Origin of the sequence: Ensifer sp. ENS07, from assembly GCF_014852185.1 — a bacterium.
GTDB lineage: Bacteria > Pseudomonadota > Alphaproteobacteria > Rhizobiales > Rhizobiaceae > Ensifer > Ensifer adhaerens.
In genome coordinates this window covers 595,513-616,974 of sequence record NZ_JACVBE010000002.1, presented here as the reverse complement: position 1 = coordinate 616,974, position 21,462 = coordinate 595,513, and the positions used below count along the sequence as shown (strand labels likewise).

Genomic DNA, 21,462 nt, shown 5'->3' with positions numbered 1-21,462 from the left:
GGTTACGTACCGGACATAAGTTCGCGCAGAGGTGATTTCCAGATCGACCTGATATCAATGGCCGGGAGCCCGGGCGCTTGGTTCAAAACTCCTGCCAGGCCTGCAGCCGCTCGACTGTGGTCGTCGCGCCGCCGCAGACGATCATCAGGATGCGCTCGAAGCGCGCCAGCCGGTCGGCGTGGGCGTAGGCGACGGCGAGGGCGGCGCCGCAGGCGGGCTCGACCAGCACGCGGTGGTCGTCGAGGAAGCGGATGCAGGCTTGCGCGGCGTCCGTGTCGCTGACGACGACGCTCTCGACCGGGCGCGTCTGGCTCAGCTCGAAGGCGCGCTCGCTGACCTTGCGGGCGGCGAGCGACGTTGCGATGCCGCTGACGGAGGGGAGTTCCGTCAGCGAGCCCGCGTCCATCGAGGCGGCCAGCGAAGCGGTGCCTTCGGTCTCGACGGCAAGGATCGGCACGTGGTCAAGCCCGTTGCGCGCGAGCCCCTCGGCAACGCCTGCAAACAGTCCGCCGCCGCCGACCGACAGCACCACGGCATCGAAGGCGAGGCCGGATCGCGCGACCTCGTCGATCATCGTCGCGTGACCGGTCCACAGCAGCGGGTCGTCGAAGGGATGGATGAAGGCGGTGTCGGCATCGAGGGAGGCGAGGGCGGCGGCATTCGCCTCATCCCAGGCGGCGCCGTGCACGATGACGTCGGCGCCCTGCTGGCGGATCAGGCCCTTCGCGCGCTCGGTCGTCGTTTCGGGAACGAAGACGGATACAGGGATCGAAAGCATGCGCCCGGCATAGGCGACCGCCATGCCGGCATTGCCGCCGGAGGAGGAGACGAAGCGCCGCTTGCCGGCGCGCGCGTGGTGCTCGCAGGCAGCGCCGACGCCGCGGATCTTGAACGAACCCGGTGGCTGCAGCGCGTCCATCTTCAGAAAGATTGAGCGGCCCGAGGCAAGCCCCAGCGGCAGGGATTCGATCAGCGGAGTTTCGAGGTGAAGTGGCATGAGATGTTCCGTTGCGGGCGCGATGCCGATGGGTGCCCCGGTGTGACGGAGCTCAGGGAGAATCGTGAGGCAATTTGCCCCCGATCGCCACGTCGGCGCAATATGGGGAAGCACTCCGCCGCGGATGGCTGCGTGTCATCTCACGGAACATCATGGATTTGCGGCGGCCGTCACCACAAGAGGCCGCTCAGCGTCACGAACGCGACGAAGAGCAGGGACAGGACGAGCGACGCCTTGATTGCCGCCAGGGTATAGTCGTATCGGCGAAGTCTGTGTGTCAGCGTGTGGAACATGGGTTCGTCCAATCGTGAGTAAGCGGTGGCTCGTCGCCGTTCGTTCGAGCGAAATGCCGTGCCCGCAATTCGGCAGTGACGACAATGGCTACCCAGCCCGCGAAATTGGCCAGACGGCGGCTCGCCTTGGCGCGAACGCGCGCATGCGCTGCTGTCGATAAAGGAGGATATGGCGGCTCGAGAGCCCCTCACACCGCGATAAGCCAAGTCGGCCCGTGTCGATCGTCAAACCATGCGCCTCAAAAGTGTCCGGCACAAGGAAGATCCCCTTGGCGGCACCCTTTTGCGTTCCAGCACACAAGCCTCATCCCGATTTGGGGCCTTTGCGAGCAACCGAGGCAAGGTCCCGGGGCGGCACGGCCTCCGGCCAGGGGAGGCGTCGGGCGCCGGTGTAGCGGGTAACGGCGCTGCGCCTCTGCGGCGCGCCGCCATCGTTCTCCCACTGTTCGAGATTTGCGGTTTCAATCTGACGCGGAGTGCGCTGCCCGCTCCGGCCCTGAAGCTCGCAAAGCAGGGCATCGGCGGTGATAACGCCCGCCTGGAACCTGCCGATCAGAAAGACGGCGGCAAGACGGAGGCTTTCCTGGTCATCAAGGTCGACATGTTGGTGAAAGCCCGCGCGCCGCAGCACGCCGTCGAGCATGGCAAGGTCCGAGGGAATCAGTGGATGCTGCTCTGCGGATGACATAGGCCCCTCCTGTTGATGGGAACTGTCGTTTGCGTGGCGCATGCGTGCGAGCGCGCAAGGCGCTCTTCCAGGAACTCTACCCCCGGAGCGTTTTTCCGTCTCGGGTGGACCGTGCTGGGGTGACCTCAGGGTGACGCCCGTTGCCGGCGGCCAGGAGGGTGTGGTTTCTGTGTCAGTCAGGACCGGCGCGATTTCCGGGTCGGCTTGCTTGCGGACACCTCCGCGGCCGGTTCGGCGGCGGCGCGCTCAAGGCGTTGCGCCTTGAGCTTTTCGGTCTTCTTGTCGCGGGCGATCTTTTCAGCCGCAACGATGGCTCTCGCCGTATGATCGGTTGCGGCCGCCTTGTCGCTCGCGGAGGTCTTGGCCGGCTTGAATGCTGCGTTAGCGTTGGGCGTCATGACCTGTCTCCTGAAACGGGCGGGTGCTGCCGACCCAGAGGGGTCAGCGCGTGCGCGCCGCCTTCTTGGGGCTGGGCAGCAGGCCTTCGCGCTGCAGCTTCTTGCGCGCCAGCTTGCGCTGGCGTCGGACGGCTTCCGCCTTTTCCCGCACGCGCTTTTCCGACGGCTTTTCATAGCTGCTGCGGGCCTTGAACTCGCGGAAAAGCCCTTCGCGCTGCATCTTCTTCTTCAGAATGCGCAAAGCCTGGTCGATGTTGTTGTCTCTAACGAGTACCTGCAAAACATGTTCTCCTGTTGTCGATTGCAGCGCGGGCGAGGCGCATGCGCCTATCTGCCGCGCTTGGCGCTCAGTTTCTTGAGCCAGGGGCCGGTAGCTTCCGCCTGAGCGGGGTCCGGTGTGGCGGTCTCGGCGTGTTCGATGTCGGTCGCAAGGACCGAGCGTTCAAATGTCTCACCGTCGACCCGTACGCGAAAGCGGTGCTCGCCGCGATCTTCCGTGGGCAAAAGGCCGACGATGACGCCGAAGGGGCTGACCAAGGCCGACTGTGTGGCGGATGCCCTCAGTTTGACCCTGTCGCCGATCTCGCAGGCCGTGCGGCTCATGACGAGCTCCATATCGGAAGTGAAGGGGCCAAAGATGCAAAAAGGCCGGGTTGTTCCCCGACCTCTTCCCGTCATTCAAGCCTTTCCTGCCAGTACATCCGTGGTCAGAGAAGGGCGAATGACAAATTATTCGGCGCGCAGATTGTCGGCCGAGCTCTTGCCCGACTTGCGGTCGGCGACGACGTCGAAGGTCACCTTCTGACCGTCGGCGAGCGAGCGCAGACCAGCGCGTTCTACTGCGGAGATATGGACAAACACGTCGGTGCTGCCGTCATCCGGTTGAATAAAGCCGAAGCCCTTGGTGCTGTTGAACCACTTTACAGTGCCCGAAGCCATGACGATTTCCTTTCAATCGTGGAGTTTGCCAGAAAATATTTCTCTGGCGGTGATCGATATTTGAGAGGAGATCTGGCCGCGCATAAGCGCTGTGTCAAAGGTCACAAGCAATATTCGATGAGTTGATATATAGACGATACTTTTTGAAACTCAATGAAAATATTAAATTATCTATTTTCCCGTCCTTGTATAAGCCTTGTCAAAGGCCTGAAAATGCGGGTTTTCGTGCCGCTATTTTTCTTTCTATTGAACGCTCGGTCCCTGCCAATGGAGACTGAATATGGCGCATGGGTCAGCCGACAGCGCGACCGCTTTGGAGGCGGTGCATTTGTGTGATTGCTGTCGGGAGAAGTCTGGCTTGGCCTTCCGCATCGCGCCCGACAGCGCCGGGCGTCTTGTCAGACGGGCGAAGGTCGCTGCAGAACTTTGAAATCCTGCATGCTTTTGTCCTTTAATCGGCTACGGGGTAAAGGAAACACGCCGGACAGCGGTGGCAGGGGAGGTCAGGCGGCGGTACGCGTATCTGTCGCGCACCGCCCCCGCTTTTCAGGTGAAGGTCTGCGGCGAGACCTGCAGTGCGGCGGCGATGCGCTGCAGCTTGGCGGGATCGGTATCGGCGCCGAGCTCGATCTTGGATATTTCAATTTCCGTCAGGCCTGTCGTGACCGACAGATCGTCAACCGAATAACCGGCGGTTTCACGCGAACGCTTGATGGCGGCTCCGATTTTGACGCGGGACAGAGATGCGCCTGGAGCCTTGGTTAGGTCTTTCTTAAAGGACATGAAGTGTCTCCTTCGTTGGTCCACCGGCAAAGAACGCTGCCGGTTGAAGGGGGCCCAAAACTGAAATGCGACTCAAGGCAGATGAGTGCGAACCTAGGGCGTCGCTAATATAAGCGAGAAGTCCGCAGGCGCAAGTTTGCGCCCGAATCTTTGTAAAAATCATATTTATATCAATATCTTACCCTGTGATTATCGGGTGCTGGACGGTCCTTTTCCAGGCGATCCGGGGTACCGCGGCTGCTCGCCAATCGCCGTCCCAAGGACTGCGAAAACGGCGCCGAAACTCACGCCAGGCGCGCCTCGATCAGGAACGGTCCGCGCCGCGACAGCGCTGCGGAAAAGAGCGCGGCGAAGGCCTCGCAGGAAGTGGCAACGGCAGCTTCGACGCCAAGGCCGCGGGCAAGCGACACCCAGTCGAGCGCGGGGTTGTCGAGGTTCAGCATCTGCCGCGCATTGGTGCCGATCTCCCCGACGCCGACATTGCGCATCTCGGCATGCAGGATGGCATAGGTGCGGTTGGAGAAGATGACGGTGACGATGTCGAGGTTTTCGCGCGCCTGGGTCCACAAGCCTTGAATGTTGTACATTGCGCTGCCGTCGGCCTGCAGGCAGATCACTTTCCGATCGGGGCAGGCGATGGCCGCGCCGGTCGCAAGCGGGATACCGTCGCCGATCGCGCCGCCGGTTTGCATGATGAGGTCGTGCGGTGCGGAGAAGGCGGACAGGGCAAAGAAGCGCCGCGCCGAGGTGACCCCTTCGTCGCAGACGATTGCGTCCTCCGGCACCTTGTGCGCGACGATGACGGCGATCGCGTCTTCGGTGAGCGGGCCCGAGGGCTCGCCGGTGTCGGTGGGGGTGCCTGCCGTTGGCAGCGGCCCGGTCGGGCTGACGCCGAGTTCGTCGCCAAGCGCCTCCAGCGTCGCCTTCAGGTCTTCGCCATGGCGGGCAAGGGTTGCGACCGTGCAGCCCTCCGGCACCAGCCGGCCCGGCATGCCGGGATAGGCGAAGAAGGCGACCGGCTCGGGCGCGCCGACAAGGATGAGAACGCGGACGTCCTTGAGCGTGGCGAGCGCCATGTCGATCGGGTAGGGGATGCGCGCCGGCGCGACCCGTCCGCGGCCGCGCTGGGTGTGGGCGACCAGAACCTCGTTGAAAAGCTGGATGCCGCACGCAGCCGCGATCCGCCCGGCAACGGCAAGGCCATCGGCCTGCGCCGCAGCGCCGCTGACGACCATGGCGACCCCTTGAGGATTCGAACGTATCAGGCGGGCCACTTCGCCCACCGTCTCGGCGCTGGCCGGCCGCGGCGCTTCGATGGGCGCCTTTTGTGGCGCGGTGGCAAGGGCAAGCGTTCCCCAGGCGGCGTCGGCGGGCAGGATCATGGTGGCGACACCCGGCGGCGTCAGCGCGGCCTGAACGGCGGCGGCAACGGTGGGGCCGACGTCAGCCGGATCCTTCACGCGCCGGACCCAGTTCGACATCGGCGCGGCCAAGCTCTCTATGTCGGTCGTCAGCGGTGCGTCGAGCGGGAGGTGATGGGAGGCGTGGTCGCCAACGATGTTGACGACAGCCGCCCGGGCGCGGCGGGCGTTGTGCAGGTTGGCAAGGCCGTTGGAAAGGCCAGGGCCGGTGTGCAGAAGGGTCGCTGCCGGGCGCCCGGTCATGCGCGCATAGCCATCGGCGGCGCCGGTCACGAGGCCTTCGCTGAGGCCGAGGATGCAGCGCAGCTCCGGCTTGCGGTCGAGTGCCGCGACGAAGTGCATTTCCGAGGTGCCGGGATTGGCGAAACAGACGTCGACGCCGTTTGCAAGCAGCGTATCGACAAGCACATCCGCGCCGGTGGTGCGAAATCCCTGGCCGCCTTCTCCCATGCGCGTATCCCTCGATGGCCCTCAAGGGCATGATAGCGGCAACTTGCGCCGGTGCAACCGGGGCATGGCGAGCCACCCGTCGCAGCACCAGTCGGCCAGCGCCAATCGGCTGGCGCTGCGCCGGCTCATCGGTCGGGCATCAGGTCCGCTGCCAGGCGAGGTGGGCGCCAAGCCCGATCAGCACTGTGCCGCCGGCGCGCTGCATCAGGCGCTGCGCCCTGCCGGAGCGGCGCATCCGTGAGACGACGGCGCCGGCGAGGAACACGCAGACGATATCGGCCGAGGAGAACATCAGGTTGGCGAGGGCGCCGAGCAGCAGGAACTGCACCCAGATCGGGAAGGCGGCAGACGCATCGGTGAACTGCGGAAGGAAGGCGACGAAAAAGATCGCGGTCTTCGGGTTCAGTACTTCGACAGTGATGCTCTCGAAGAAGGCGCGGCGCGCCGATTTCGCCTCGGTCAGGGGCAGGCTGCCGTCGCCCGTCGCCTTGGTGCGCATCAGCGTGAAGCCGAGCCAGACGAGATAGGCGGCCCCGGCAAGCTTCACTGCCAGATACAGCGTCGGCACCGCATGAAACAGGATCGAAAGGCCGGCAGCCGCCGCAATGACGTGCACGTAACAGCCGAGATGAATGCCGAGCGAGGCCATCATTCCGGCAGAGCGGCCGCGCGCCACGGTTTGGGCGGCGGCGTAGAGCATGGCCGGGCCCGGGATATAGGCGAAGATCGCCGTGGTGACGAAGAAGGTGAGGAGAATGTCGAGCGATGGCATGCGGTTATACCTCGTCTGCTGCTGCGTGGGCTCTTGCGGGAGTCGTTGTAAGGGCTTGCGCGGGAAAGTTGAAGGAAAATCACAAGTGCTCGGGCCGGCGGGTCAGCCGCCGGCGGTCCGTTCGTCCGTGGTCAGACCGGTATTTCCTCAGCGACGAGGCGATCCTCGCGGCGGGCGCTGGCGGCAAGCCCTGCCGCGACGCCGGTGCGGTCCTCGGCACTGCGGTTCTGGCTCATCTTGCGCTTGCCGTCGAGACGCTCGATCGGCAGCCTGAGGCCGATGATGCCGCGAAGCTGCGCCTTGACGAAGGCGGCGGGCGCGTCGCTGACCTGCCAGGGCTCGGCTCGTCCGGCCTCATGCCGGTTGGTCAGCCGCGTGACGATGTCGAGCAGCCGGTCCTCGTCGGTGAAGAATTCGGCCGCGCCATAGGCGTGCACGGCGACATAGTTCCAGGTCGGCACGACCTTGCCGTGTTCGCGCTTGGAGGCATACCAGGAGGGCGTGACATAGGCGTCCGGCCCCATGAAGGTCGCCATAGCCGCGCCGATGACCGGTGTCGTTCCTTGCGGGTTGGCGCGGGCGACGTGGCCGTAGAGCGTGCCGTTCGGCCCCTCGTTGCGATCAAGCAGCAGCGGCAGCGGGGTCGCAAGCAGACCATCGGCCGTGGCGGTGACGAGGGTCGAAAGCGAAGCCGCCTCGATGATGTCGTGCAACACGCTCAGCGTTTCTTCCTTGAAGGCAGGCGGTGTGTACATGATCTCGCTCCTTGTGCTCGTCCCGTCATAGAGGCAAACTGGACGGCCAAGAATATCCAGTTTCCGTATAAATGCGTGGGCCAGTTTGTGACGATGAAAGAAGAGTCGACGGTCGGGACCGCCCGGCGGATCTATGAGGCGCTGAAGGCACAGGTCCTTGACGGCACCTATGGCGCCGAGGCGCTGCTGCCGTCGACGCGGGCGCTCGCCGCCGAGCTTGGCGTTTCGCGCACGACGGTGACGGCCGCCTATGAGCAGCTTCTGTCCGAGGGGTATCTGGAAAGCCGGCAGGGCGCGCGCTCGCGGGTCGCGTTGCTTGCGGCCCGGCAGGGTCCCGGCTCGGTGGCCGCGCCCGGGCGTCCAGCGAGCCAGAAGCATCGGGACAAGGGTGCGGCGGCGGTTCGCCTGTCACGCCTGGGGGCTGCCCTTTGCGACGGGCCGATCTGGACGCCGCCGGTTTCTGCTCGGCTGATTGCCGACTTTCGTTACGGCGACCTGTCGGCCGCGGATTTTCCGGAGGAGGCGTGGCGGCAGTCGGTCAACGCGGCGCTCCGCCGGCGAAGGTCGCGGCTTGCCTATGATCACCCCGCCGGTTCGTCTGCCCTGCGCATGGCCCTGCAGGCCTATCTCTGGCGCGCGCGGGGGCTCAGTTGCGATCCGGATCAGATCGTCGTCGTCAACGGCTCGCAGCAGGGGCTGGACCTTGCGGCGCGCGTGCTCGTCGATGCTGGCGACCGGGTGGCGATGGAGGATCCGGGCTATGTGATGGCGCGCCGGGTCTTTGCCGCCGCCGGCGCCGCGGTGGTTCCCCTCGCGGTCGACGCGGAAGGGCTGAGGACCGACATCCTCGAACAATTGGAGGATGCCAGGCTCGCCTATGTCACGCCCTCGCATCAGTTCCCGCTCGGCAGCGTGCTTTCGGCCCGGCGGCGGCAGGAGCTTCTGGCCTGGTCCAGGCGAACCGGGGCCTATGTGCTCGAAGATGATTACGACGGCGAATATCGATACGACATCCGGCCGATCCCGCCGCTCCAGACCATGGGGCAGGCGGAAAACGTGCTTTATCTCGGCACGATTTCCAAGAGCCTCTCGCCGATGCTCCGGCTCGGCTATCTCGTCGTGCCGCCGCCGCTTGTCCCGGCCTTTGCCGCCGCCAAACAACTGATCGACCGCCATTCGCCGAGCCTCGAGCAGGAAGCACTGGCGGCGATGATTGCAAGCGGCGCCTATGAGCGCCACATCCGCCGCAGCCGGCGCAACAATGGCCGCCGGCGGGAGGCCCTGTTGACGGCGCTCAAGGCGGAGCTCGGCGACGCGGTGACCATATCCGGCGCCGATGCCGGCCTGCATGTGGTCGTCTGGTTCGAGCAGTTGGAAAAGGCGCAGGAAGACGCGCTGATCGCGCGAGCGCGGGCGGCTGGCGTCGGCCTCTATCCGGTTTCGCCGCTCTATGCGGCAGGTGATGCCGGCCATCGGCCGGACCGGGCCGGCATCGTCATGGGCTATGCGAGCCTCGAGGCGGCCGAGATCGGCAAGGGCGTGGCAGCACTTGCGCAGGTGTTGCGGTCCTGGGGCGACGAGAAGGCGGAGGCGAAGCCGTCTTAGGTCGGGAGCGGGCGGAGCGGAGCCCGTGCGCGGCTGGGCATCCCGGCGGCACGTTACGGTTAGCCGCTTGCGCCCGGCCAACGTCCCTTCATAGTGGCGGCCATTCCGCGTTTGCCCAGGCGACCTCCATGAGATCTCTTCGCATCCATCCCCACCTGCACGACGTTTTCGGTGAAGAGCAACCACTCGCCTATCTCGCCGCCATACTCCTGTTCGGAGCCGGCGTTGCCGTCGTCTTCGCGCTGCCTGCGGGGTCGATGCTTGCCGATCTTGCCTGGTGGCGGACGGCGCTGGCGCTTGTTCTCGTGCTCGACATCGCCGCGGGCTGCGTCGCCAATTTCACGCCGTCGACCAATGATTTCTACGCAGCCCGGCCGTGCAACCGCTGGATCTTCATCGCCATCCATTTCCACATCGTCCTAGTCGCGCTGCTTCTTGGCAGCGGGATCGCGGCCGCGGTTGTCGTCTGGGCCTATACGATCGCAGCGGCCGCGCTCGTCAACCGGCTGGCGGGGCGGGAGGCGCAGACCTTCGTCGGCGGGCTGCTCACAGCGATTGGCCTTGCCGGCCTGCCGCTTCTGCCCGGTCTGACGCCGGCGATGATGGCGGTCTCAGGCCTCTTCATGCTCAAGGTGCTCTTCAGCTTCGCCGTCGACCATTACCGCACGGTCCCGCCCCAAGATGGGCAGGCGTCCAAAAATGGGGGACACGGCTGACGTCCTTGCCTTGCATGGCGGTCTTTACTAGCCTCCGGAAAGCAGGCTCAGGGGAGAGACTCGATGGCAGTTTCAGCGGCGGACGAGGCATTGCGCATTCCGACATTCGACGACGTGCAGATGGCCCGAAACCGGATCGCCGGGATCGCGCACCGAACGCCGGTCCTGACCTCGCGCACGGCCGATGCCGCCACCGGCGCCCGGCTGTTCTTCAAGGCGGAAAACTTCCAGCGCGGCGGCGCCTTCAAGTTCCGCGGCGCCTATAACGCCATCGCCGCGCTCAGGGAAAAGGGATCGAGGCAGGGCGTGGTCGCCTTTTCCTCCGGCAATCATGCCCAGGCGATCGCCTATGCCGCGCGCCTGCAGGGCGTCGCAGCGACGATCGTCATGCCCGCCGATGCGCCCGACATGAAGGTGGCGGCAACGCGCGGCTATGGCGCCGACGTCGTGTTCTACGACCGCTACAAGGAAGACCGCTCGGCAATCAGCGCCCGGTTGGCGGCCGAGCGCGGCGCCGTGCTGATCCCTCCCTTCGACCATGCGGACGTGATCGCGGGCCAGGGGACGGCAATTCTTGAGCTGATCGAGGAGGTGGGTGAGCTCGACCTGATCGTCACGCCGCTCGGCGGCGGCGGGCTGCTTGGCGGCACCGCGCTCGCCGCCAGGGAGCGCTCGCCCGGCGCGACCATCGTCGGCGTCGAGCCCGAGGCCGGCAATGACGGCCAGCAGTCGCTGCGCCAGGGCCGGATCGTCGAAATCGCCATCCCGAAGTCGATCGCCGACGGCGCGCTCACCCCCAGCATCGGCGCCCACAATTTTCCGATCATCCAGCGCGCGGTCGCCGACATCGTCACGGTGAGCGACGCACAGCTGGTCGAAACCATGCGTTTCTTCGGCGAGCGCATGAAGATCGTGGTCGAGCCGACCGGCTGCCTTGCGGCGGCCGCCGTGCTCGAGGGGGTGCTTGCCTGCGCCGGCAAGCGCGTCGGCATCGTCCTGAGCGGCGGCAATGCCGATCTGGCGACCTACGGCGCGCTGCTGCAGGCGACGTGAACTTTAACCGGACCGCCGTCCTGGTGCCCGCCATTTCGTCGAAGCCTTGCAGACCGGGCGCATGGCTCTCGACGTTCATCGAACAGATCAGGCGGCTTGAAGAAGGGGACATCACATGACAGACGCACCTTGGCAGGCCGATCCACTTACCTGGGGCACCGGTCCGCACCTCTTCGAGGTCTTTCTGGAACCGACGGATCCTTACTCGGCCAAGGCATTCGGCAAGCTCGATGCCCTTCTCGCCCGCGCCGGCGCGGACAGGATCACCATCAAGATCCGGCTGCAGTCGCAGCCCTGGCACATGTATTCCGGCGTCGTCGTTCGCTGTATTCTTGCGGCCTCGACGCTGGCGGGCGGCAAGGAGACCGCAAAGACCGTCATCGCGGCCGTCGCTGCGCATCGGGAGGAGTTCGAGTTCACCCACCACGCCGGTGGGCCCAACATGGACGTGACCCCCAACACGATCATCGAGCGACTGGAAGGTTATAGCGGCGTGCAACTGAAGGCGGCCTTTGCGATCCCCGATCTCGATCGGGAGATCAAATGGCATTGCCGGTACGCCCGCCAGAACGGCATCCACGTCTCCCCGACCTTCATGATCGACGGGATCGTGCGGCCGGACGTGAGCAGCGGCGATGATGTTTCGGCCTGGGCGGCGAAGTTGCTCGCCTGACGAAGGTTGCAAGGGACGCTTCCGGCGGGCAGCGGCCAGGCCCCCGTTGCGGGCATTTTCCCGGGGCTCGACCGGGCCGTTGGCGACGCCCGTCTTTCCAGTTGCCTTAACCGGCAAAAGTGGCACACTGAGCCTCGCGCGACGGCGCCAAGCGTCTGAATGACAGGGCGGAGGCCACTGTAATATTTTGTTTTTCTAAAGGATTTCTCTCCGGCCGATTTCCGTCGGAAAACACGTGTTGGAAAAAGCCAGAGGAATACAGCGGGCTTTTTGAGCGCCTTTTCGGACGCCGCGTTGCCAAAAATCTAAGCGCTGCCACCGCTCCGGATGGGCGCGGTGCATACACAACTGGAGGGTATCGTGACGCTTGCAATCAATGACCTCGCACCGGACTTCGAGGTCGGGACAACCGACGGCACGATCCGGTTTCACGACTGGATCGGCGACTCCTGGGCGGTGCTGTTTTCGCACCCGAAGGACTTTACGCCCGTCTGCACCACCGAGCTCGGCTACATGGCGCGCATCAAGCCGGAATTCGACCGGCGCGGCGTCAAGATCATCGGCCTTTCGGTCGATCCGCTCGACCGCCATGCCGGCTGGGCCGCCGATATCGAGGAGACACAGGGCCATGCGCCGAACTTCCCGATGATCGCCGATGTCGACTACACCGTCTCGAAGCTCTACGGCATGCTGCCGGCGCCGGTTTCCGGCGATCCGACCAAGCGCACGCCCGCTGACAACCAGACGGTGCGCAACGTCTTCGTCGTCGGCCCGGACAAGAAGATCAAGCTGATTCTCATCTATCCGATGACGACAGGCCGCAACTTCGACGAGGTGCTGCGCGTCATCGACTCGCTGCAACTGACGGCCAAGCACAAGGTGGCAACGCCGGTGAACTGGCAGCAGGGCGACGACGTGATCATCGCCGGCTCCGTCACGGATGAGGATGCCCGCAAGGTCTATCCGGAGGGCTGGCGCGCGCCGAAGCCCTATATCCGCATCGTGCCGCAGCCGAAGGGCTGAGGCGGGGCTGACATTTCGCCAGGGCGCGGAAGCGCCCGCGTTACGGGTTCGTCCTTCGTTGCTGGGGGTGAGGGTTTATCCGCATTCCGCGACGAGGGGGCTGCCCCTCATCTTGCGGTGAGGGAGCTGACCCTCACCCGCCTGCCGGCGCCTTCTCCCCGCATGCGGGGAGAAGGGACGTTGGCGTGCCTTCCGCGTTTCCTTTTCCCCGCCTCTGGGGGGGCGGCGGATAGGCCGTTTAGCTTCCATTCCCACGACCCATGGTTGCCGGAGCGGCGAACCCCGCGCCGGAAGCCTGCTTCCTCTGCGACAGAATCCCTCCTTTATCTGAGCACGCCCGCGCCTATAGTGCCGCTGTTTGCGACCGCCGCCGGAGCGCGCCGCACGCTGACTGGATGACCCGCCCCATGACCGCAGCAAGCCGCCCCGACCTGACAGACATTCACCGCGGCGACTGGGTGGATCGCCGGTTGCCGCGGGCGGTGCGGCCCTATACCCGTCTTGCGCGGCTCGACAGGCCGGTCGGTATCTGGCTGACGCTCTTTCCCTGTTGGGCGGCGCTTTTCCAGGCGGCGCATGGCCTTCCCGAGATCCGGGATATTCTGGTTTTCACGCTCGGCGCATTTCTGATGCGCAGTGCCGGCTCCACCATCAATGACATGGCCGACCGCAATTTCGACGGGCATGTCGAGCGCACGCGGTTTCGTCCGCTTGCAAATGGTGAGATCGGTATGTCCCGGGCCGTTGTCTTCCTGATTGCGCAACTTGCGCTCGCCGCTTCGCTCCTTGTATTCTTGAGCCCCGCGACCCGTGTGCTTGCGGTGTGCGTCGTGCCGCTCGTGTTCCTCTACCCCTTCTGCAAGAGGTTCACCCATTGGCCGCAAGCGGTCTTGGGCGCTGCCTTCAACTGGGGCATGCTGATGGCCTGGTCGCAGGTTGCCGGACATGTTCCGGCGGGCGCTGTGCTGATGTGGGCCGGCGCCGTTGCGTGGCAGATCGGCTATGATACGGCCTACGCCTATGTCGATGTGCGAGACGACACGCGTCTCGGTCTCAAGTCGACGGCGATCCTGTTCGGCTCCCGCGGCAAGGCCTGCATCGCCCTGTTCTACGGCCTGACGCTGGCCGCCTGGTCTGTCGGCGGCTGGATGCTCGGCATGTCGAGCCTGTATGCCATCGGCATGGTGGTGATCGCGGCCCATCTCGCGTGGCAGGCCCGGCGCTTCGACCTCGATCGCCCCGAAATCAGCTATCGACTGTTTCTGACGAATATCCTGACCGGCGTGCTGCTGGCTGCCGCCGCTCTCGCCGGAAGTTTTTGAGGGACGCCGAACGTCCGGCCTGCCGCCTGGAATACGGCCGACAGGCGGGCGACGCATTGACGCCCGGCGCGAGCGCTCCATGTCATATCCAGATGTCATATCCAGGCGTTCAGCGCAGTCAAACGGGCAGGGGCAGGCCATGCAAAGGTTCTTCGTCAGCGTCGCCAAGGAATTCGAGGCCGATAGCGCCGAGGAGGCGGCCCTTTTGATGTACCAGTATCTGACCCGCGAGCCGGCGCCGCTTTCCTACGCCGTCACCGACGAGGCGAAGAACATTACCAGGCTGACGCTCGAGCGCGACAAGGCGGACGAATTCGCGAGCGTCGACCACACGGCAGATCCGGGCAACTGGTAACGTCCGCTGGCAGCGATGCCTGTGGGTGGAAGCCATCAAAGCGACAAGTTCGGTTGCAAATCCTCGGCGTTCGCGTCAAGACTGCGCCTGTTGGGCGCGGGTTTCGCCGCGCTTCGGGAGGAAACCTGCTTGTTCATTGCACATCTGCCGGCCGGGTATCTGCTGTGCCGCCCGTTTGCGCGCCGCAACCCGTCGCAGGCCCGCGCCATCTTCGGTGTCGGGCTTGTCTGTTCCGTCCTGCCGGATTTCGATCTCGCCTATTTCTACCTGATCGACCAGCGCCGCACGCCGCATCACGACTACTGGGTGCACACGCCGATCTTCTGGCTGGTGCTGGCGGCGACGGTTGCGCTTGTTCTCATCGCCACCGGGCGGCGCAAACAGCTCGTCCTTGTCGGTGTCGGGCTTTCGAGCGTGCTCCTGCATCTGGTGATGGATTCTGTCGCGGCTGATATCCGCTGGTTCTTTCCTTTTGTGGATCTCAGGGTGAACCTTGTGCATGTGCAGGCGGTCTACAAACCCTGGTACCTGAACTTCCTCTTGCACTGGACCTTTGCGCTCGAAGTTTTGATCTGGCTGCTTGCCGGCCATTTCGCTTTGCACGATTTGAGAGCGCGGCGCACGATCGGGACCGAGGCCGCATGAGAGCAAAAGCAGGGCAATTCTAGGGGGCGCGAAAAGAATCGCTTAAGAAATTTATCATACGAATAGCTACAATTCGCATGTATCCCTTTTCGATTTGTTAGCTATAGGTCCCGCCCTCATGACTGGCCTGCCGTTTCTTTTTTCGTCCGATGCCAAAGCCATGCTCGATGCGATCAACCGGTCGCAGGCGATCATCGAATTCGATCTTTCCGGCACGATCCTGACCGCCAACGGGAATTTCTGCCGCGCGATGGGTTACGATCTCCACGAGATTGTCGGCCGGCATCACCGCATGTTCGTGCAGCCGGAGGAGGCGGCGTCCGCTGCCTATGCCGACTTTTGGGCACGCCTTGCCCGCGGCGAATATGACAGCCAGCAGTACCGGCGCATCGGTAAGGGCGGGCGGGAGATCTGGATCGAGGCTTCCTATAATCCGGTGTTTCGCGGCCGCAAGCCCTACAAGGTGGTGAAGTTCGCGACGGACATCACCGCGTCGAAGGCAAAGAGCACCGACGATCAGGGCAAGATCGACGCCCTGTCGCGGGCCCAGGCGATCATCGAATTCACGCCTTCGGGCGAGATCATCACCGCCAACGAAAACTTCCTTTCGGCGATGGGCTACGCGCTTCCCGAGATCGTCGGCCGGCACCATTCCATGTTCTGCGAGCCGGACGATGTCCATTCGCCCGCCTATGCCGGCTTCTGGCGCGACCTTGCGGCCGGGCGCTTCGTCACCGACCAGTTCAAGCGTATCGGCAAGGGTGGCAAGACGGTCTTCATCCAGGCGTCCTACAATCCGATCCTCGACGATGCCGGTCGCGTGTCGAAGGTGGTGAAATTCGCCGTCGACGTTTCCGACCGCGTGCTTGCGGTCCAGGAGATCGGCGCCGGGCTCGGCCGCCTAGCCGAGTGCAACATCCGCATGACGCTGGACGAGCCCTTCGTCGGTGAGCTCGAAATCCTACGGCGCGACTTCAACACCTCGATCGGCATGTTCCAGGAAACGCTGTCGGCCGTGCTCAGCCAGACCCGCGACCTCAACAGCAACAGCCACGAGATGAAGGATGCCGCCGAGCATCTTGCCGACCGCACGCGCCAGCAGGCGGCAGCCCTGGAGCAGACCTCGGCGGCGCTGGAACAGGCGACGGCGACGGTGCGCACCTCAACCGAGAACACCCAGCAGACCCGCGCACTGGTGCAAAATGCGCGGCAATCGGCGCACAGCTCTTCCGGCGTCGTGCGCGATGCGGTGACGGCGATGCAACGCATCAAGGCGGCCTCCGAGGAGATCAGCCAGATCATCGGCGTGATCGACGAGATCGCTTTCCAGACCAACCTTTTGGCGCTCAACGCCGGGGTCGAGGCGGCGCGCGCCGGCGATGCCGGCAAGGGCTTTGCGGTCGTTGCCTCGGAGGTGCGCGAGCTCGCCCAGCGCTCGGCCAAGGCCGCCAAGGAGATCAAGGCGCTGATCCAGAATTCGGTCGCCGAAGTCGCCGAAGGCGTGCGCCTCGTCGGCGATACCGGCAGCGCGCTGAAGGAAATCGAGGACTTCGTCGCGGCGATCGACACGCGGATCGCGGCGATCGCGACGGCTGCGACCGAGCAGACGGCGGGCCTCGGCGAAATCAATGCTGCGGTCAACGACATCGACGTCATGACGCAGAAGAATGCGGGCATGGTGGAGCGCACCGCCGACGTCAGCGTCCGGCTGGCCGAAGGCGCGCAGCGGCTGACGGAACTGGTCAACCGCTTCCAGCTCAACCGCCGTGCCGAGCGGCGCGAGGCGGGCACGGCAGCGGCAACGGGCGGCATGGGTGACCGTCGCCGCGCGGCCGACGCGCGGGCCGCCTGAGGGAACAAAGCGGGACGTGCGGGGCGATCATGCCCTGCCGTTCCGCGGGCGGGCGGGCCGGGGGTGCGGCCCGCCTCATCCCCTCCAAGGCAACCTTCGTGCGTTGGAGAGCCTTACCGCAGCAACGAAATTGTGACCGCACCGTCTCCGAGGTCTCCCGTGGCATTGGCGCGTGATAGACGATCGGCAGACGTGTCCGTGCAACGTGTGGTATCGCTGATACGTTGACGAAGCCCACGGTTCTATGCATTCTGCCGGCCAACGAACGAAGATGCCGGATACGGCACGGGAAGAGCAGGGCCAAAGGCCCAAGGCATTGATAAGCTTCGCATTCGCCAACGGCGCCCGTGCGTCTCGCCAGGTCGCCATGGCATTCTGAAGAGCTGCAGGGTCTCGCGATCAAGGGAAACCTGCAGAGTTGCGACGCGCTTTGGCGTCGCTTGAGCACGACATACGCATTCACGACGTCATTCGCATCGATTGCTCGAGGCCGGAGGGGATTGTGAAGGAAAAGTCGAGGTTTCTGCCAGCGGTGCTGGCTGCCATGCTGGCCGCATCCGTGGCGCTGCCTGCCACTGCCGCCGATCTGGTGATCGCCATGCCGAACTGGCCGTCGGGCCAGGCGACGGCCAATATCCTGAAAGTGGGCATCGCCAAGAAATTCGGGCTCGATGCCGAGGTCAAGGAACTCGGTACGCTCAATGCCTTCGTCGGTTTCGAGGCGGGCACGGTCGACATTCAGCCTGAGGTCTGGCGACCGAACTTCGAAGACGTCGTGCGCAAATACGTGACCGAAAAGGGGGTCGGACAGCTGACCGAACGCAGCGTGCCGGCCTGGCAGGGCCTTTGCGCCACGCCGGAAGCGGCCAAGACGATCAAGTCCGCCGCCGATCTCAGCGACCCCGAAAAGACCAAGGTCCTCGACACCGACGGCGACGGCAAGGGCGAGATGTGGATCGGCGCCGCCACCTGGCTTTCGACCGGCATCGAGCGGGCGCGGGCGGCCGGCTACGGCTACGACAAGACGCTGACGCTGTTCGAGGCGGAAGAGGAGGTGGCGATGGCTGCCGTCGATGCGGCCGTCGCGACCGAGAGGCCGATGGTGTTCTACTGCTACGCGCCGCATCACGTGTTCGAGCTGCACCCGATCGCACGGCTCGAAGAGCCGCCGCACGATGCCGCCAAGTGGAAGATCCTGCCGCCGAGCGACCCGCTCTGGGTGTCGAAATCCAGCGCCTCGACCGCCTGGGAAGCGGCACATTTCCAGATTGCCTATGCCACTGCCTTCGGCAAGAAACACCCCGATGTCGCGAAGTTCCTGGAGAAGGTGGATTTCTCGCCGGAGGAAGTGACGAAGATGAGCTACGCGCTGGAGGTCGAGCGGCAGGCGCCGGCCGATTACGCGAAGAAATGGGCCGAGGACAACGCGGCGCGCATCGACGGGTGGGCCAAGCCATGAGCGGACGTTCTGACGACAATCGCCTTGCCGGCACGGACCGGCCCCTGTGGACGCGGCGCAGGCTCGGTGTCGCGGTGCTTGCCGCCGCCCTTACGCTCGGGCCGCTCGCCGCCTGGGCGCAGACCCAGATCTACGATGCCCGCACCAAGAAATGGGTGAACTACGACAAGAAGAAAGCGCGGCAGTATTTCGCCCGCAACAATCAGCTGCCAGAGGCGTTCCGCCGCCAGGTGGTGACCTTCCGAACGGCGGAACAGCCGGGCACGATCATCATCGACGGCAACCAGCACTTCCTCTACCTGGTGCAACCCGGCGGCCAGGCGATCCGCTACGGCATCGGCGTCGGGCGGGAGGGCTTCGGCTGGGCCGGCATCGTGCGCGTCGGGCGTACGGCCGAATGGCCGACCTGGACGCCGCCGGCCGAGATGGTGGCGCGCGACCCGAATGCGGCGAAATGGGCGGCCGGCATGCCCGGCGGGCCGGACAATCCGCTCGGCGCCCGCGCGCTCTATCTCTACGAGGGCGACCAGGACACGATCTACCGCATCCACGGCACGGTGGAGCCCTGGACGATTGGGCTCGACGTTTCCTCCGGCTGCATCCGCATGAACAATGACGACGTCATCGACCTGCATTCGCGCATCGAGATCGGCGCCAAGGTGATCGTGCTGATGCAGGGGGCAGCGCTCTACAAGGGCGTTTGAGGCAGTATAGGCAAGACGGGTCGCTTGAGAGCGGCGCGTCGGCGCAGGCACCTTGCGGGCGCCAGGAAAGAACCGATCGGCCGCCGGGGACACGGGTGGTCGATCGCGCGAAGAAACAGGGACAGAAGATGCGAAGGGGAGGATACGTGGTGAGCGAGGGGATATTGCGTATGAAAGGCCTTGTTCTGGCGCTGGCGGCCACGGCCGCGATCAGCGGTTGCCAGTCCGCGCCCAAGCCCGAGGATATGGCGCGCACCAGCCTGCAGACGGCGCCGGCTGATCTGCAGCTCCTGTGTGCCCATGCGGCCGCCGGTGCTGCCCAGGTCGACAGCGCCAAGGTCTTGCCGACCAGTTCGCGGGCGCTCGATGCCGCCTCCTACAGCGTCGACCTCGACGCCGCCGGCCGCAAGTTCACCTGCATCGTCGACACCGCCGGCAGCGTGAAGTCGGTCACGCCGGTCTAGCAGACAACCCGGCCGCGGCCATGCTGCCGGCCGTCAATCACCAATATTGAACAGCGTCGAAGGATCGGCAACGACGGGCGCTGCGTAGAAGGTCAGGCGCGCCGCGTCCATCAGCAGCAGCGGCTGGTCCATCTCGACCGCAAGGCTGGTGATCCAGTCCTGGAAGTCGCGCACGCGGTCGGCGTAATCGGCCGAAACATCGTGTGCCTCGGACGGGTCGGCGCCAAGATCGAAGAGTTCGACCTTTTGCGGCAGCGTCGCCTTCCAGACGAGCTTCCAGTTGTCCCGGCGCACGGCGCCGCCCATGGGGTCGACGTTGTAGACAACCTCGGTGCGCGGCGTCGGCTTGCCCTCGCTCAAAGAGGGCCAGAGGTTGATGCCGTCGAGCGGCTGGTTCTTGTCGAGCGTCGCGCCGACGATCGCTGCCAGCGTCGGATACATGTCGACCACATGGACCATGCCTGCGACCTTGCCGGGCTTGATCTTCTTCGGCCAGTTGGCAAGCGCGACCACGCGGGTGCCGCCCTCGTAGAGTGTGCCCTTGCCGTCGCGATAGGGGCCGTTGTCGGCCGGCAGCCCGCCGCTCACCTTGCTGTCGCCGGCAAAGAGCGAACTCGTCACACCGCCATTGTCGCTGTGAAAGACGATCATCGTGTTGTCGCGCATGCCGCGTTTTTCAAGCGACGCCAGCAGCTTGCCGATGCCGTCGTCGAGCACGGAGATCATCGCCGCATAGGCACGGCGGTTCTTGTCGGCGATGTGCTTGTAGCGCTCGAGATAGTCATCGGGCGCCTGGAAGGGCGTGTGCGGCGCCGTGAAGGCGAGGTAGAGGAAGAGCGGGCTTGCGGGATCGTGGCTTTCGACCACCCGGGCTGCCTCGTCGCCGATCAGCGTGTTGTCGAAGCCGGTCTCCTCGAGCGGCCTGTTGCCACGGTACCAGTCCTTCACCCCATGGGAGGCGTGCTTGAAGTGGTCGATCTCGCCGACCAGCGCGCCATAGAAGGTGTCGAAGCCGCGCTGCTTGGGCCAATATTCCGGCTTGGCATGGCCGAGATGCCACTTGCCGACCAGCGCGGTTCTGTAGCCGGCATCCTTCATGACCTGGGAAAGCAGGTATTCGTCGAGCGCCAGCCCGTAGGAGCCGGACGAGGGGATCACGCCCGTCTGCAGGCCATAGCGCAGCGGGTAGCGGCCGGTGAGGAAGGCTGCGCGCGTCGGCGTGCACATCGGCTGGGTGTAGAACTGGTCGAAGGTTACGCCGGTCGCCGCCAGCCTGTCGAGATTGGGTGTGCTGATGTCCGAGCCGCGGAAGCCGACATCGCCCCAACCGAGATCGTCGGCGATGATGTAGACGATGTTCGGCGCCGTCGCGCCGGCTGCTTGCGCCGCATTCGGGGCAAGAGCCGCAAGGCTCGCCGGCAGCCCGGCGGCAACGGCGATCGCCGCACTGCTCATGAGAATGTCGCGCCGGGTCAGGCCGGCTTCCGGATCCGCCCCAGCCGTCTTGCCGCCGCATGCGTTTGCACGGGCGTTGTTCGCTTGCAGTTCAGACATGCGCACCCCCTGGAAATGCGACCCGACCGGACGGCGGATCTTTTATTCGATATTTCTAATATCTGCACCGTCCGGTAGCGCCGTCAATTAACATTGTCGTGGTGGCAAAGGGGCGAAATGGCGCGTCGTTGACCGCCTATCGACGGCTGTATCGTTGAGCTATCGCGGCACTGTCACCGATAATTTTCATGGAATTAAGCTTTGTGCAGTGCAAATAAATAATGCTGCAGTGCAGATAGTATTTTGGAGAATTGCGTTGTTTGGTCAGTATATTTTCCAGAACTTCTTCCAAGTTTGGAAAATCTATGCTCTCATAGGTTTAGTTGGAAGGAGGACATGCCATGCTCTCGTTCTTCGAGCACTTTGCGCTTTTCGACGCCTTGATCGTTGCGGCAATCTGCACGCTTCTGATCCTGAGTTACTTCAGCCGCGAGGCCTGAGGGCGCGGGGAAGCAAAACGGGGTCCGTGGACGACCCGGAGGGGTTCCGCAATGGCGCGCGGGCGCTTCAAGCTTGCCGTCGCTGAACCGCGACAACACGT

The 21,462-nt window shown here is 64.7% G+C and carries 24 protein-coding genes; 12 read left to right on the top strand and 12 right to left on the bottom strand.

The annotated features are described in order from the left end of the window. Positions 1 to 82 precede the first annotated feature (82 nt). From IB277_RS10145 to IB277_RS10100, 11 genes are all read right to left on the bottom strand, one after another. Positions 83 to 997: a pyridoxal-phosphate dependent enzyme gene (locus tag IB277_RS10145; protein WP_192370981.1), complete on the bottom strand. Its 915-nt coding sequence runs from the start codon at positions 995 to 997 to the stop codon at positions 83 to 85. Between the two features lie 170 nt (positions 998 to 1,167). Continuing rightward, positions 1,168 to 1,290, bottom strand: coding sequence for a hypothetical protein (locus tag IB277_RS38655; RefSeq protein WP_255380515.1), 123 nt, complete (start codon positions 1,288 to 1,290; stop codon positions 1,168 to 1,170). 304 nt (positions 1,291 to 1,594) lie between these two features. Continuing rightward, on the bottom strand, positions 1,595 to 1,978 hold the full coding sequence (locus IB277_RS10140; RefSeq protein WP_192370980.1) for a hypothetical protein: 384 nt from the start codon (positions 1,976 to 1,978) through the stop codon (positions 1,595 to 1,597). Between the two features lie 176 nt (positions 1,979 to 2,154). Continuing rightward, complete coding sequence (locus tag IB277_RS10135) at positions 2,155 to 2,376, bottom strand: hypothetical protein (protein WP_060516031.1); 222 nt, start codon at positions 2,374 to 2,376, stop codon at positions 2,155 to 2,157. A 43-nt stretch (positions 2,377 to 2,419) separates the two neighbouring features. Beyond that, entirely contained in the window at positions 2,420 to 2,656 is a 237-nt protein-coding gene (gene rpsU, locus IB277_RS10130) for a 30S ribosomal protein S21 (protein WP_034792958.1), read from the bottom strand. Positions 2,657 to 2,703: 47 nt separating this feature from the next. After that, entirely contained in the window at positions 2,704 to 2,979 is a 276-nt protein-coding gene (locus IB277_RS10125) for a cold-shock protein (protein WP_192370979.1), read from the bottom strand. A gap of 126 nt (positions 2,980 to 3,105) precedes the next feature. Next, positions 3,106 to 3,315: a cold-shock protein gene (locus IB277_RS10120; protein WP_034792962.1), complete on the bottom strand. Its 210-nt coding sequence runs from the start codon at positions 3,313 to 3,315 to the stop codon at positions 3,106 to 3,108. A 546-nt stretch (positions 3,316 to 3,861) separates the two neighbouring features. Further along, positions 3,862 to 4,098, bottom strand: a complete 237-nt coding sequence (locus IB277_RS10115; protein ID WP_034792964.1) for a helix-turn-helix domain-containing protein — start codon at positions 4,096 to 4,098, stop codon at positions 3,862 to 3,864. A 284-nt stretch (positions 4,099 to 4,382) separates the two neighbouring features. Then, positions 4,383 to 5,969: an acetolactate synthase large subunit gene (locus tag IB277_RS10110; RefSeq protein WP_192370978.1), complete on the bottom strand. Its 1,587-nt coding sequence runs from the start codon at positions 5,967 to 5,969 to the stop codon at positions 4,383 to 4,385. Between the two features lie 139 nt (positions 5,970 to 6,108). Beyond that, positions 6,109 to 6,741 (bottom strand): LysE family translocator, encoded by a 633-nt coding sequence (locus tag IB277_RS10105; RefSeq protein ID WP_060516033.1) that lies wholly within the window; start codon positions 6,739 to 6,741, stop codon positions 6,109 to 6,111. 131 nt (positions 6,742 to 6,872) lie between these two features. After that, positions 6,873 to 7,496 (bottom strand): FMN-binding negative transcriptional regulator, encoded by a 624-nt coding sequence (locus IB277_RS10100; RefSeq protein ID WP_089043521.1) that lies wholly within the window; start codon positions 7,494 to 7,496, stop codon positions 6,873 to 6,875. A gap of 93 nt (positions 7,497 to 7,589) precedes the next feature. Here IB277_RS10100 and IB277_RS10095 point away from each other — a divergent pair, with 93 nt between their 5' ends. The 12 genes from IB277_RS10095 to IB277_RS10040 all read left to right on the top strand — a co-directional run bounded on the left by IB277_RS10095 (position 7,590) and on the right by IB277_RS10040 (position 19,367). Further along, positions 7,590 to 9,101, top strand: a complete 1,512-nt coding sequence (locus IB277_RS10095) for a PLP-dependent aminotransferase family protein (protein WP_090294455.1) — start codon at positions 7,590 to 7,592, stop codon at positions 9,099 to 9,101. Positions 9,102 to 9,229: 128 nt separating this feature from the next. After that, positions 9,230 to 9,817 (top strand): hypothetical protein, encoded by a 588-nt coding sequence (locus tag IB277_RS10090; RefSeq protein WP_110818659.1) that lies wholly within the window; start codon positions 9,230 to 9,232, stop codon positions 9,815 to 9,817. A 63-nt stretch (positions 9,818 to 9,880) separates the two neighbouring features. Further along, positions 9,881 to 10,870, top strand: a complete 990-nt coding sequence (locus tag IB277_RS10085; RefSeq protein ID WP_090294208.1) for a threo-3-hydroxy-L-aspartate ammonia-lyase — start codon at positions 9,881 to 9,883, stop codon at positions 10,868 to 10,870. Between the two features lie 115 nt (positions 10,871 to 10,985). Next, positions 10,986 to 11,543: a thioredoxin gene (locus IB277_RS10080; RefSeq protein WP_192370977.1), complete on the top strand. Its 558-nt coding sequence runs from the start codon at positions 10,986 to 10,988 to the stop codon at positions 11,541 to 11,543. 360 nt (positions 11,544 to 11,903) lie between these two features. Continuing rightward, positions 11,904 to 12,566 (top strand): peroxiredoxin, encoded by a 663-nt coding sequence (locus IB277_RS10075; protein WP_034793680.1) that lies wholly within the window; start codon positions 11,904 to 11,906, stop codon positions 12,564 to 12,566. 407 nt (positions 12,567 to 12,973) lie between these two features. Next, positions 12,974 to 13,888, top strand: a complete 915-nt coding sequence (gene ubiA, locus IB277_RS10070) for a 4-hydroxybenzoate octaprenyltransferase (protein WP_090294206.1) — start codon at positions 12,974 to 12,976, stop codon at positions 13,886 to 13,888. 139 nt (positions 13,889 to 14,027) lie between these two features. Then, complete coding sequence (locus IB277_RS10065) at positions 14,028 to 14,243, top strand: hypothetical protein (protein ID WP_034792977.1); 216 nt, start codon at positions 14,028 to 14,030, stop codon at positions 14,241 to 14,243. A 129-nt stretch (positions 14,244 to 14,372) separates the two neighbouring features. Further along, positions 14,373 to 14,888, top strand: a complete 516-nt coding sequence (locus IB277_RS10060) for a metal-dependent hydrolase (RefSeq protein ID WP_060582795.1) — start codon at positions 14,373 to 14,375, stop codon at positions 14,886 to 14,888. A gap of 118 nt (positions 14,889 to 15,006) precedes the next feature. Beyond that, a complete protein-coding gene (locus IB277_RS10055) occupies positions 15,007 to 16,740 on the top strand; it encodes a PAS domain-containing methyl-accepting chemotaxis protein (RefSeq protein WP_192370976.1) in 1,734 nt (577 codons plus the stop codon). 544 nt (positions 16,741 to 17,284) lie between these two features. After that, positions 17,285 to 18,199 carry a glycine betaine ABC transporter substrate-binding protein gene (locus IB277_RS10050; RefSeq protein WP_110818713.1) on the top strand — a complete coding sequence of 305 codons (915 nt, stop codon included), beginning with the start codon at positions 17,285 to 17,287 and terminating at the stop codon, positions 18,197 to 18,199. Continuing rightward, positions 18,196 to 18,903: a L,D-transpeptidase gene (locus IB277_RS10045; protein WP_051659263.1), complete on the top strand. Its 708-nt coding sequence runs from the start codon at positions 18,196 to 18,198 to the stop codon at positions 18,901 to 18,903. Before IB277_RS10050 ends, IB277_RS10045 begins: the two co-directional genes overlap by 4 nt. 170 nt (positions 18,904 to 19,073) lie before the next feature. Beyond that, on the top strand, positions 19,074 to 19,367 hold the full coding sequence (locus IB277_RS10040) for a hypothetical protein (RefSeq protein WP_226020593.1): 294 nt from the start codon (positions 19,074 to 19,076) through the stop codon (positions 19,365 to 19,367). A 33-nt stretch (positions 19,368 to 19,400) separates the two neighbouring features. On the opposite strand, the gene IB277_RS10035 is transcribed toward IB277_RS10040, so the two are convergent. Beyond that, positions 19,401 to 20,921, bottom strand: a complete 1,521-nt coding sequence (locus IB277_RS10035) for an arylsulfatase (protein WP_090294199.1) — start codon at positions 20,919 to 20,921, stop codon at positions 19,401 to 19,403. Between the last annotated feature and the right edge of the window lie 541 nt (positions 20,922 to 21,462).